The following is a 12331-nucleotide window of genomic DNA, read 5'->3' as shown; positions in this document are numbered from 1 at the left end:
CCAATCTACAACAGATATTCATCAATCTTTTCCTGAATTTCCTGCGAATCAATACCGCCATCCAAGGAATCACTCGTAACTATCAGATTACCATTCTCTTCTGTAAATCCGTTGGCGGCGTATATCTTTTTCTTTTCTTCCCAGGCACGTTTATAATCTTCATTGCCTAGCATTCCTAAATGTTCCCAAATAATATACGAACCACTTGCTGCATCTTTGAAAGTAAAATCTGGAAGCTTATATGTATCTCCAAGCTCTAGCTTTGCCTCATAGAGGAAATTATCAATTCCATTGTCACACAACATGTTCGCTATGATAACTTCCGATTTTGACCTAACCATTATTCCATTTTTAGTTTTATGGATAAGGTTTTCCTCGTAGTATTTATCGTTAATCTCAACGATTTTAGGTGCCTCAAATAAATCTGTGTAACGCTGGGCTATATCTGAATACTCTCCTGACGAATATTTTTTCAGATTATACGCCTCTTCATCATACAGAATATAAAGCTTATCTTTTTGTCTGGTAATAGCCGTATATAACAATTCCTTTGACATTAAAAACGTCTTATCACTGAGCACAAGTATTACTGCTGAGAACTGACTTCCCTGTGATTTATGAACAGTAAGGGCATAAGCTAATTCAAGAGGCTCTGCCCCATCATCTTTGAAATCATCTTTTGCTGTATAACTGTATGTGTATCCAAGCTGAGTTGCATACTCAACTTTAGTGAACTTATTGCCCCAGCCGCCAGATACTACGCCAATTTCACCATTAGCAACGTAATTATCAGCATCCTCTTCCGGGTATGCTGGTCGTTTTTGGTTTACAACATTTATAACCTTATCGCCGTAAACAATTACATTAGAACCAACTTTAGGCGGTATAGGGCTCTTTTCTCTGTCAGCTAATTCTAAGGATTCTTTACGGTACTTTTCATGGATAAGATGGTTCATGTGAATTACGCCATGTGCACGGTTACGTACCGGAGCCAATATCTGCCAGTCCTCTGCATGGCAAGCACATCCTTTACTATCCCCTTTTGAATAATTAAAGAATGTGATGCCCTGGTATTTTCCATCTGCATGAGGTATTCCACCCATACTTCTACTAAATCCATCAACATCATCAATTGATTCCATGCCGGTTACATCCTTGATAGTCTCAAGCAGAAGCTTTTCCAATTCTTCTTTATCATGCCACTGCTTAAATACTATCTTTTCATCAGGTACACCTGCTTGGATCTCAGCAAAAATGTCCTCGTCTCTATCCTCGGATTCTTCAGTGAACCAATGAGCCAAGCGAACATCACTTCTAACTTTCTTAGTTGTCTTATCTGGAAGCTGTCTATTAGTAACGGTAAGCTTTGCAAAATTTGAGCCAACAACTGGGAACTCACCTATCTTATCCATGGTCTTCACATATCTGACCATATCTACAAAAGGTCTTCCTGCTCCAATAGGAGGAAGCTGGTTGTAATCTCCAACAAATATAATTCTTTCTGCCTCGTTACCTACAGCATCAAGAAGCGCCGCAAACATATCCTCCGTCAGCATCGATGACTCATCAATAATTACTGTCTTCGGAATTGCACGAGATTTTACTTTCTGCTTCTCTGCAGGAGTCAGAATTTTGTAATTACATGTATCTCCGTTATAACGGTTACTATCAACAAGGAACTGTGCAATGGTAAGAGCTTTAAACTCTACCTTACCACGTAATCCCTGGCTCATTCTTACGCGAGCTTTGCCTGTTGGTGCAAGCAAAAGAATCCCACCATTTTGAATGCTAGGCTCTTTACAAAGGATTTCCAATACAGTTGTTTTTCCTGTTCCAGCACCTCCTATAAGAATTGATAGACGTGCCTCTGCCAATGTCTTTAACGCAGCAGCTTTTTCCCTTCGGGCATTCTTTTCCATGTCCTCATTTGGATTGCGAGGGAACTTATCACATTCCTGATTAACAATCTTAAGCCAGTCAACATCAACCTTATGTCTGTTACGACTCTGCACTCTCGCCTTAATCTGCTTCGCAATCAGATAATCCATCTTCTTATAGCGATTCAGCTTGTAGTAATTCTTATCAAAGGCATCTTTTTTCAGTTCAATTTCATCATTGAAAAACTCATTCATTGATGAAATCATATCGCTGGTAATCGGGCAAACAGGATCTATCTTAATCTGATTGATAGCAAAAATCATATTCTTCACAGGCAGCAAGGTATTACCTTCCTGTGCTGTTTTTTCAAGAACATATACTGCTAAGGCTCTAACACGTCTCTTGTCTATGTTAGAATCCATCTTGCTTGGCTCAGCAATAGGATATTCTTCCGCAATATACTCTGGTGGATAAAATGCTAAATCCACTTTCTTGATGGAAACCTTTATTGCATCCTCTTTATCTCTCGTCTTTTCATAGAGCAGATAAGGATTGTTGATAATATCTGAATCAGAAAACTCCAGTCCCTTCTTTTCGCGAATCTCATCTCGAATGATAGCTACTGCCTGATCCATGGATAAATATATACGAGAAACAAGCTTGAAGAATTGCTTTCGTTCCTCACTCAAACCATTCCAGGCATCCTGAATAACGCTGTTAATCTGATTAGCATACATTTCAGACATATAGTCTTGTGGCGCATTTATCGCGGCATCCAAGACAGACCATATATCCTCGTCATACTTCTCGCGCAATTCTTTTATCATTGCAGGTCCTGATGGAATACCAAAAGCAGCCAAAACCGCACCGAGACCAGGGAACGCACCTCTGTCTTGCCAAACTTCTACAAGCTGCGCATTTAACCACTTAATTACTCTATCCCAAGGGCCAGAAATCTTACACTTCTGATAAACTTCTACTGCCTCAAGAGACTGTAAGATAACATCGATAACCGCATCATGGCTCAATTGCTCAGATGCATAAGAAAACTCTTCAAAATAGTCGTCATCTGCAAATACAGTTCCCCTTGAAATATCGAACTCCGGATGTTCATCTGCATACTCCATTAGTTCAGAATACGGGAACAAAAATCCATCAAGCATTGTGTCACGAATTGAATGCTTGACCATATTTTCCCATGCACAAGAGGTCATACCATCATCATTTGAACGTTCATATTTAACAGGCGGATTTACCTTTAAAATATGTCCTATTCCAATTATGACTCTTCTATTATCTTCAATAAAAGGGACTTGTTTTGCGTAGAACACACATATAGACTTATCTTCTTCTGCATCTTTAAAGAAGGCATTAAAGATTGCTTCTTGGTTTCTTCCATCCTGAACCCAAGTTTTATTATTCATTATTGGCTCATAGTCTTTGTGATACTCAAAGCCCTTTTCAAGTGCTAGCTCTTCTATATATTTCCAATTTTTATATCCAACATATCTTTGACGCATAACCCATCGAAAAGGACGCGCTGGATATGAGAATGCCGGGATAGTTTCTCTCAATGGCAGCAAATGCTTATGATATTCGCTCCAATCAGAATAAGGATGTCTTAATGTAATTGTGACATCCTCTTCATTCATAAATCCACCGCCTTCGCGAATGCACGGTATGTTATTAACGCAATCAAGGCTGCACATTGCGCAGCCTGAATGCTCATTTTCTAATTCATCGTTTCGAGACTGATTAATCCCTTTTAATCTCATGCAAGAATAGTTTTCAGATGGTTCTTCACATACTGAACCATTCCAACCATTATCATGCCAAGGCACTCTAAAAGAATAATGCTGTGCCATATAATCACCCCTCAGTTACATCATTTTTCTTAAAAACCCCTGGATATTTACTTTCGGCTCTTTCTAGAGGAGACATATTGCCAAAGTCAGGCAGCAGGCCCTCTCCAGCACTTACAGGATGAGATAAGTATTTACACTTGAAATAAACTGTAGGATAAGTTGATGCTATACTCATATCTCCAAACAATAGATACATTAAATACAAGTCAACAATATAAAGCGTTTCCAAAGATATTATGGCATTTTCTAATGTTGCTTGCTTATATCCATCTTTATGTCCATGTTTTAACGAATTATATGCTTTCCACCATGGCAATCCCTTAACTTGTCCATCATTGACTTGCCACTCTAGTAGAGGCGTATTAACCCAAAATGGAGTGCTAACCTCAAATATCCCAATTTGCGGAAAATCTCCTAGAATTGATTCACTAATGCCAACTATATTGCCAACCTTATGTCCTTTTAGTTCGCATAATGCTCTGCCCATAACCTCAAACTCTGATGACGCAAGAACTATTATTTGCTTAAAGTAGTCAGAATATACATCTCCATGAACAAGTGTAAGACCGTCCTCACATTCAACTAATCCATGATCAATATAGTGCTTGGTATCATCAAGGCGCTCAGCTAAGGAGCAAAAATAGTTCCAATGTTGAATTAATTCTGTTTTTTCCATTTATACTCCTCATATAATTCAATTATTACTTTACTTACACTACTTATTTAGTTCTTTTCCGTAGGTAAATAGTCTATTTAACGCTCCTTCCTCCATATCCTTGATGTTATATAACGTTTCCAAAACATCAAAAGTTTCTGAAAGATTCTTTCTAGCAGATTTCCATCCGCCACCATCAGTTACCCAAATAAACTCAACCCCATTTACTTCCTTCATTTTCTGAGCTATCAATTCATAACTTCTTGAGGTCTCATTAAGCTTAGAACCGCCTGCACCATAAAAATTAGTTTCAATAACGTAAATCTTCTCTGGTGTTTTTACTACAAAATCCCATCTTTTTGTACTCTTACCTTCTGCGGATATAGGTGACAAATCAACACCCCATTTATCCTCAATCTCTGTCAAATACATTTCCTTATAGTATTCTACTCCGGCTTTTTGCAAATAAGACTCTACTAAATCTTCCATTTGATGTCCGCCACGATTCTTTCTGCCATTACTATCAAGACCAACCTCTATTCCAAGACAATAATCCACCAAATTGTTAATTAAATGATTGGCAATCAATTCCAATAAACCTGTTTTTTTCATAAACACAATGTAATGGTCAACATCGTAATTCATTTTATTGAAATTATAATTAAATGCACCATCATCGTCCTGTGCATAAATCTCAGATTGTCTTACCGCTAATAATGTTGGAATACATTTAATAACCTCGGGGTATCGCTCTATTAATCTTCTGATATCTTCTTCTATATTTTTAGAACCAATTAAACTGTTCAAAATATTAAGCTCTACTTTGATTGCTTCAACATTATCATAGACTTTATTAAAATCTACATAATAGTCATATTGATTTATACTAGGGCGCATTGTGCTAAGCCATTCCTCAAAGTTGCGCATTCTCTAATCTCCTTTTCGATATATCTATATATTCCTCGTTATTATCTATGCCAATATAGATTCTCCCTAATCGTTTTGCAACAGCACCTGTTGTCGAACTGCCACAAAATGGATCAAGCACCACATCACCTTTATTTGATGAAGCCAACAATATTCTTTCCAATAAATACTCTGGCTTTTGTGTGGGATGCTTGCCATTATTCTTCTCACGCTTTGGTGTCAATGGACCTTCCCACACATCTTTCATTTGCTTTCCACCATTAAGCTCTTTCATAAGCTGATAATTGAATAAATGACGCGATTTTTTATCATTCTTTTGAGCCCATAAAATAGTCTCTGTACTGTGTGTAAAGCATCTGCAAGCCAAATTAGGTGGCGGATTTGTCTTCTGCCAAGTAATATTATTTATAATCTTAAACCCTTCTTGTTCTAAAGCCATTCCTATTGAATAGATATTATGGAGTGTTCCACTTATCCAAATCGAACCATTTGGCTTTAACACCCTTTTGCATAACTTAATCCATTTTCGATTAAATTTATGTTTTTCTTCAACAGAATCTATCTTATCCCAGGCCCCTTTATTAACAGATACCATTTTACCGCCCTTACATGTGATACCATCGTTAGACAAAAAATAAGGCGGATCTGCAAAAATTAAATCCACAGATTCCTTTTTGCACTTTTTTAATAGTTCAAAAGTATCTCCTAGATATAATTGACTATTGTTATCTTCATAAAAAGGACTTGTTCCAGATATCTTATATTTCATAATTTGTAATTATCACTTCTTTACCAGTTCTCTTTTTAGCATTACTATTTATGTTTCGTTTTACATCCGTTGACTCTATTTTGAAGCCATCATACAATTCATAAACTAAATCAACATCATGATTTGAAAGCATACATTTGACTCCATTATCCGCCAAGTTCTTATATAGCTTAGACAATCTTACATGGTCATCATAAGTAAAACCATCTTTTGTATAGTCTGTAAATGAAGCAGTCTCACTAACCGGAATATACGGAGAGTCAAAATACACAAAATCATTTTTCCCTATGCCCTTACAAACTTCTTCAAAATCCATGCAATGAATTTGTACATCTGCTTCTTGTAGGTAATATCCAATACTCATCAGATTTGCTTCATCGATTGATTTTCCAAGCTGCTTATTGTTATAAGGAACATTAAACAATCCTTTATTATTTACACGATATAATCCATTAAAGCAGTGCTTGTTGATCCAGATCATATAAGCAGCGCATTCGGCATCAAGTTCCTTATTCTGAATTTTCTCGTTGTACTCTTCTCTTCTTTTCAGATAATACTCTTTATCACATGGTCCTCTATCAAGACTATTTACCGCTCTAATAACAGCACGCGGATCAGCCTTTAGCTGACGATATATGTTTATTAACTGCTCATTAGTATCATTTATAACTGCCTTCGCAGGCTTTAAACGGAACAGCACAGCTCCGCCACCTATAAATGGCTCATAATATGTATCAAACTTATTAGGAGTTCTCTCCCAAATTCTATCTAATAGCTGTCGCTTACCTCCAGCCCACTTTACAAATGGTTCCATTAATTAGCTCCTTAATTATTATCTTCTATGTATTCTATAATATCTCCGAAATCGACCTTTAATTCTTTACAAATCCTTTCTAAAACAGTTAAAGCGACTTCTTCATTCTTATTCAGTTTTGTCAATGTATTTGGCGCAAGTTCGATTTTTTTTCTTAAATCTGACTTTGAAATACCTTTATCTATTAACAGTTTCCAAAGTTTATTATATGAAACTCCCATATAGCCTCCACTTTTCTACTCCTAAAATGGCCCTCAACCATTATAAACATTGATAAAACACATTTTTAATTTTATCACGGAGAATACATATTCACAATAGTATCTCGTAACATCTTGCGATATTGTTATGAGTATTTTCTGTAGCTTTTAACAGGACTTTTCTAAAACAAATATATATTCATGTGCTAGCAAATAAAAATCCCTATTCTTTCCTTTCCAATAATTTGTAGAACGGCAATTATGCTGCTCCTTTATTATTATTTCTTTAAGTCTAAAACCACAACTAATAAATACATTTAAACAATCCATTCCTAATGGTCTTACATACCCTTTTTCTCTTACATCACCTATCATAAAAGCACAAAATCCACTATTTTTTAATACACGATAAGACTCAGAAGCCACTTTATACATTGATGCTAGAAAATCTTCATATCTCAATAAAGAAATATCACCAGGAATGCCATTACTGTACTTAATAATATCTGCATACGGTGGATGCGTACAAATCATATCAATAGAAGAGTCTTTTAAAAAATCTATATTTTCCGCAGTTCCTCTTTTTAAAAAAATATTGGATTTTGTTTTTGATTCAAACTTAAGATTATCATTAGAAATGCTTAAAGATTCGGGATTTATATCAATTCCAATACCGTTACGGTTTAACAGTTTTGCTTCAATCAACGTCGTACCGCTTCCAACAAACTGATCTAAAATCCACGCTCCTTCTTCTGAATATTTGAGAATCAAATTTCTTGGAACATATGGAGACCAATTTCCTCTATATCCTCCCGAATGTGTGGCCCAATTCCCCCGGTCTGGAAATGACCAAATTGAGGTTTCTTCCATTTTAAAATTATTAGGTTCTGTCAGTATTATCCTCACTCCTTTTTTTCTTTAATTTTAAATCTATAATGTCTAATATTTCCTGTTTATCATCATCTAATAATTCTGAGAATTTCTGTTCTAAACTTAAAAATTGATAATACGCGTTAATTCTTCTATAAAAGGCAGCCTTATCACAGTTAAATTCAAGCAAAGAATTAGGGTCAACATTATATAGCTTTGAAAACTTCACTAATTCATCTGTACTCACCCTTCGTTTCCCTGATTCGATTGAACTCAATGTAACTCTAAGCATTCCCATACTTTCTGCTGCATCCTCTTGTCGCATTCCAGCAGCTTTACGTGCCATTTTTAATTTCTCTGAAAGCTCTGCCATGGCATTCTTTTGCCCCTCTCTATAAATCTTCACTTCTGTTTTATTAATATAACACCTAACTTTATTGATGTAAATATTTTCTTACATTTTAATTTTTTCACGTTGCAAATACTTACATCTATTGAACTCCATTATTTCGGAAGACTATCTTATCATTATGACTATTTAAAACTTGCAAATTGGGAGGGATTTAACATGTATTTGCACGAAGCAGAAAGCAAAATTCAACGTTTAGCTAATATTCCTTTTTCTGAACTTTTTTCTGAACGGGATATTCAAAATATTATTGTAAATAAAGGGAAAACTGGCCAATTACTTGAACTGGCTCTAGGGAAAAGATTAGATAGTGCAAATCTTGATTTCGATGATGGGGAATTAAAAACAAATAAATGTGATTCTTTCGGTAATCCAAAAGAGACCGTATTTATCACACAAATAAGCAGTATTATAGACGAATTACTAACTGAAGAACCTTTTGAAAACACACATCTTTACGAAAAAATCAGCAACCTTCTCTATGTTCCAGTCTGTAAAGATGGTGATCCTCATGACTGGAAATTCTTTACGCCAATTCATATTGACCTTGAACGAAAAGAGTTTTCTTCTCTTATGGATATTTGGGAAGATGATTACTATAGCATTTGCAAACAACTTAAACATAGTATTGAGACCAGTCGAGATGGTTTTATCCATACATCAAATGGAAGACACATTCAGGTAAGAAGTAAAGACAGCAAGCGAAGTGACGGTTCTTATAATGCCATATATTCTAACATTTATAATCGCTATGTATCCAATAAGAACCATGCCTTCTATTTTCAGAGGCAATTCGTTTTCGATATCAGACGTATGTTAGGAATATAATAAGTAAAAAAGAGATAGGCAAACACTTAATTTTTGCCTATCTCTTTTTTTATGCGTTGCCTAATATCAATCTTTCATGCATCGCACAATTCATCTAAAAGTAACTTATTATCAGCAAAAGTTTTTTCATCCAGCAAATGATATTTCTCATTTGTTAACGTAATAATTTTTATAGGTCTATCTGTTTTTATATCACCATTCTGATATCCCAATAACGACAGAACTAGCTGATTATCGTCACTTTTATCAACTACATATTGAAATAATCCATATTTTTTTTCATTATCAGTCTCAACATTGTTTATGCTATCAAATACTATCGGGAATTTAATTGCATCATTGTTATATTTTGCACGTAACTCTAATACTGATATATACCACATAATAGTAGCTACATTTTTATTACTTCCACTCGCTTTAACTGAATTAGTTAACTTTTTAAAGCTCTCTGGCTCTAATTCATTAATTCCAAATTTAGTTCTTGCAGCCATCATATACTCGTAATATGATTTTTCAATAGCCTTTTTCTTATCACTATATTCCTTTATACGCTTTGAGACTTTACTAATCTTATCATCGTCCTCACTAACTGCCTTCGAAACTTTCGTCAGATCTGATACAACATCATCACGTAAATCAGACATGCCTTTTTGCTTAAGAATATTATTTGCCTCAACTTTACTAAAAGATATTTTTCCTTCATATTCTTTCAATTGTTCTAGTAGTTCTCGATACTTCGTTTCCTCTTTCTCAATCTTTTGCTGATCTTCTAAAAGCAAAACCTGTAACTCATTTTTTATAGCTATAGCATCCTCAATTATGTTATATTCCCTGCTTTTTAGTTGAATAACATCCTTAATCGTAGACCCACACTCTGGGCATTTATGAACCCTAAGTTTTTTTATTCTGCGTTCACCATCAGCACTAACAATATCAACTTCTTTTAACATCTTTTCAGTCTCATAAAGACTATTGCGTAATTCAATCAACTTCTTTTTACTTACGCTCATTTTTTCCAATACTGCAGCATATTCGTTCTTATACATTTCAACATCTCGCTGCATAGCTTCAAAATCAGATGAAAATGAGGTTCCACCTATTTTCTTATCTAAGCTCTCAATCATCTTCATTAACATATTTATCTGTTCTTCATATTCAGACCTATGTTCTTTTAAAATATCGCGTTCCCTAATAAGTTGAAAGTATTGTTCATCATACGCACCTAAATGATAAAACAACACATTTTCCCGAAAATTTGTAAATTGTCCCAAATTCTTAAAGGAAGAATACTCATTTCCAGCGTAATGATCTTGATCCAAATAAAAGGGAAGATAATTAAATGCTGGTGGCGTTATTTCAAGTTTGTTACTACGATTTGGTAATTGTACGGCAAACTTTGTATATTCGCTTAGTTTTATTGATAACTCCTTGCTACTTACGGAAGTAAATAACAATTTTTTGTTTGAATCAAAAAATTTATAAAGGTCCGATGACCTGTATATATAGAATTCTTCTTCATCAATAGCAAATTCTAGAATATAAACTTTATCACCCGTTTTCCAATTCTTGTCAAAGCACCCTTCTGCTCCTAATGAATGATAAAGACTTCTCATTATTACAGACTTTCCTCTATCTGTCCCATCCTCCTGACTAGATGTTATAATATTAACTCCATCTATAAAATCAATCTTTTTTGCTTTTTTCTCTGAAGGAGAAAACAGAAAAAGATTTTTAAAAATCAACTTCATTATCATACCCTCCTTCTTCATACTTTTTTATAACCAAAATGTATAAAACAGTTTTCTCTGCGTTATCATATTCTATAGAAAACTTCGAATGAAATTCACCAGTCATAGCATCCAATATTTCTTCCATCTCAGTCAATTCTGGATTATCATCTAAAAAAAGAGCAATTTGACTTTCCAACTCCTGTAATTGTTTAGATTTAGCAAGCTTTGGCATTAGAGAAGTCAATGCTTTTTTATATATCCGTTTATCACGAATATTTGAAAGAGAATTAATATAATTCATAGTAGCTGTAATTCCGGTCTTCTCATTTAAGCAATGAGCATCAAGCATTCTATCAAACTGTCTTCTTGAAATCCCCTTTTTATTTAACAGCTCATCATAATCATCGAGTGTATATTCAAATGAAGCCTTATCCACAACTTCACTATAAACCAGACGATACAGCGCATTAGGATTCTGTGGTTCACTACCTTTTATAAGCTCAAAAGAAGATATTAATGCTCCTTTTATTTCTTTCTCGGGGTCTGCTAAATTCATATGCGTGTACAAATAATATGATTTTGAAAAATCTATATTCTCTATACCAAGTTCAGCTTTTATAGCTTTTTTGATTATTTCTTTATCATCATTTTCAAGCTTATTCAATGAAATTAACCCAGGTTCATCAGTAATAGCAGAAAATGGCCTATTACAAACAAGAATAACCTCAACACAGTCATCCGCTTCAACTAAGGCAAATAATTTTCCTAAAACTGATCCTTCTTTTCCTTTTGGTATATTAACAAGATTTTTAACAGTATACTTTGGTTGAGATTCTTTGTGGGTCTTTATCTGATAAAACTCAAAAGAATCCTGTTTATGAACCTCAATATCACAAACATAATCAAAAACAACAGTAAAATCATCTGGCGCTTCCATTAACTCCAGCATTTTATCTATTCCCCATAGAAGTTCAAGTCGAAATCTATTTTTTGATCTGCTTCCTGATAAATCAGGTTTCATTTTCTTATAAACTTCTGCTTGATACACAAATATAACCTCCCATTTTAATCACACAAATTTAGTATACCATTGTAATGGGATTTTTAAAGAAAAAGAATCTTAAATTCATAGCAGTGAAAGGCTTTAACAAGCGTCATGGCCGGCCCCACCACAACAGTGAGACCGGCTCCATTACTACCTACACACATCCTTATCTCGATGCTTATACGCTTTGCCATCCCAGATTTCCACTCTGTGATCTGTCTTAGCAACAATCTCAGCGACACGCTTTAGCACATCGTCATAATCATCAGTGCGTATCTTTTCTTTACCAACTCTTTTCTTACCATCGAAAAGCTCGATAATATATGTTTCCATGGCACCTC

At 34.8% G+C, this 12331-nt stretch carries 12 protein-coding genes; 1 reads left to right on the top strand and 11 read right to left on the bottom strand.

Annotated features, from left to right (window positions below):
• Positions 1-5 precede the first annotated feature (5 nt).
• The 8 genes from BM102_RS05575 to BM102_RS05540 all read right to left on the bottom strand — a co-directional run bounded on the left by BM102_RS05575 (position 6) and on the right by BM102_RS05540 (position 8351).
• Positions 6-3743, bottom strand: a complete 3738-nt coding sequence (locus BM102_RS05575) for an AAA family ATPase (RefSeq protein WP_090479821.1) — start codon at positions 3741-3743, stop codon at positions 6-8.
• 4 nt (positions 3744-3747) lie between these two features.
• Positions 3748-4419, bottom strand: coding sequence for a hypothetical protein (locus BM102_RS05570; RefSeq protein ID WP_090479818.1), 672 nt, complete (start codon positions 4417-4419; stop codon positions 3748-3750).
• Positions 4420-4458: 39 nt separating this feature from the next.
• Positions 4459-5325: a type II restriction endonuclease gene (locus tag BM102_RS05565; protein ID WP_090479816.1), complete on the bottom strand. Its 867-nt coding sequence runs from the start codon at positions 5323-5325 to the stop codon at positions 4459-4461.
• The gene (locus tag BM102_RS05560) at positions 5312-6094 is read right to left on the bottom strand and encodes a DNA-methyltransferase (RefSeq protein ID WP_090479813.1); all 783 of its coding nucleotides are present in this window, start codon (positions 6092-6094) and stop codon (positions 5312-5314) included. Before BM102_RS05560 ends, BM102_RS05565 begins: the two co-directional genes overlap by 14 nt.
• Entirely contained in the window at positions 6084-6908 is an 825-nt protein-coding gene (locus BM102_RS05555) for a DNA adenine methylase (RefSeq protein ID WP_090479810.1), read from the bottom strand. The genes BM102_RS05560 and BM102_RS05555 overlap by 11 nt, the downstream gene beginning before the upstream one ends.
• Before the next feature lie 11 nt (positions 6909-6919).
• Positions 6920-7129: a helix-turn-helix domain-containing protein gene (locus BM102_RS05550; RefSeq protein WP_090479807.1), complete on the bottom strand. Its 210-nt coding sequence runs from the start codon at positions 7127-7129 to the stop codon at positions 6920-6922.
• Positions 7130-7276: 147 nt separating this feature from the next.
• On the bottom strand, positions 7277-7978 hold the full coding sequence (locus BM102_RS05545; RefSeq protein WP_090479804.1) for a TRM11 family SAM-dependent methyltransferase: 702 nt from the start codon (positions 7976-7978) through the stop codon (positions 7277-7279).
• A 10-nt stretch (positions 7979-7988) separates the two neighbouring features.
• Complete coding sequence (locus tag BM102_RS05540) at positions 7989-8351, bottom strand: helix-turn-helix domain-containing protein (RefSeq protein WP_090479801.1); 363 nt, start codon at positions 8349-8351, stop codon at positions 7989-7991.
• Positions 8352-8546: 195 nt separating this feature from the next.
• Here BM102_RS05540 and BM102_RS05535 point away from each other — a divergent pair, with 195 nt between their 5' ends.
• Complete coding sequence (locus BM102_RS05535; protein WP_090479798.1) at positions 8547-9215, top strand: MutH/Sau3AI family endonuclease; 669 nt, start codon at positions 8547-8549, stop codon at positions 9213-9215.
• 74 nt (positions 9216-9289) lie between these two features.
• Here BM102_RS05535 and BM102_RS05530 read toward each other — a convergent pair whose 3' ends face one another.
• The 3 genes from BM102_RS05530 to BM102_RS05520 form a co-directional block, all read right to left on the bottom strand.
• The gene (locus BM102_RS05530; protein WP_090479795.1) at positions 9290-10963 is read right to left on the bottom strand and encodes a hypothetical protein; all 1674 of its coding nucleotides are present in this window, start codon (positions 10961-10963) and stop codon (positions 9290-9292) included.
• Positions 10947-11993 (bottom strand): dsDNA nuclease domain-containing protein, encoded by a 1047-nt coding sequence (locus BM102_RS05525; protein WP_090479791.1) that lies wholly within the window; start codon positions 11991-11993, stop codon positions 10947-10949. The genes BM102_RS05530 and BM102_RS05525 overlap by 17 nt, the downstream gene beginning before the upstream one ends.
• Positions 11994-12140: 147 nt before the next feature.
• On the bottom strand, positions 12141-12323 hold the full coding sequence (locus BM102_RS05520) for a hypothetical protein (protein ID WP_090479788.1): 183 nt from the start codon (positions 12321-12323) through the stop codon (positions 12141-12143).
• Between the last annotated feature and the right edge of the window lie 8 nt (positions 12324-12331).

Origin of the sequence: Pseudobutyrivibrio sp. JW11, from assembly GCF_900115355.1 — a bacterium.
Lineage (GTDB): Bacteria > Bacillota > Clostridia > Lachnospirales > Lachnospiraceae > Pseudobutyrivibrio > Pseudobutyrivibrio ruminis.
The sequence above is the reverse complement of the archived record's forward strand: the minus strand, read 5'-3'. Positions and strand labels throughout refer to the sequence as shown.

Bases quoted from the DNA above. Each gene is read 5' to 3' on its own strand.
- BM102_RS05575 (WP_090479821.1), bottom strand. From the start codon at position 3,743: ATGGCACAGCATTATTCTTTTAGAGTGCCTTGGCATGATAATGGTTGG.
- BM102_RS05570 (WP_090479818.1), bottom strand. From the start codon at position 4,419: ATGGAAAAAACAGAATTAATTCAACATTGGAACTATTTTTGCTCCTTA.
- BM102_RS05565 (WP_090479816.1), bottom strand. From the start codon at position 5,325: ATGCGCAACTTTGAGGAATGGCTTAGCACAATGCGCCCTAGTATAAAT.
- BM102_RS05560 (WP_090479813.1), bottom strand. From the start codon at position 6,094: ATGAAATATAAGATATCTGGAACAAGTCCTTTTTATGAAGATAACAAT.
- BM102_RS05555 (WP_090479810.1), bottom strand. From the start codon at position 6,908: ATGGAACCATTTGTAAAGTGGGCTGGAGGTAAGCGACAGCTATTAGAT.
- BM102_RS05550 (WP_090479807.1), bottom strand. From the start codon at position 7,129: ATGGGAGTTTCATATAATAAACTTTGGAAACTGTTAATAGATAAAGGT.
- BM102_RS05545 (WP_090479804.1), bottom strand. From the start codon at position 7,978: ATGGAAGAAACCTCAATTTGGTCATTTCCAGACCGGGGGAATTGGGCC.
- BM102_RS05540 (WP_090479801.1), bottom strand. From the start codon at position 8,351: ATGGCAGAGCTTTCAGAGAAATTAAAAATGGCACGTAAAGCTGCTGGA.
- BM102_RS05535 (WP_090479798.1), top strand. From the start codon at position 8,547: ATGTATTTGCACGAAGCAGAAAGCAAAATTCAACGTTTAGCTAATATT.
- BM102_RS05530 (WP_090479795.1), bottom strand. From the start codon at position 10,963: ATGAAGTTGATTTTTAAAAATCTTTTTCTGTTTTCTCCTTCAGAGAAA.
- BM102_RS05520 (WP_090479788.1), bottom strand. From the start codon at position 12,323: ATGGAAACATATATTATCGAGCTTTTCGATGGTAAGAAAAGAGTTGGT.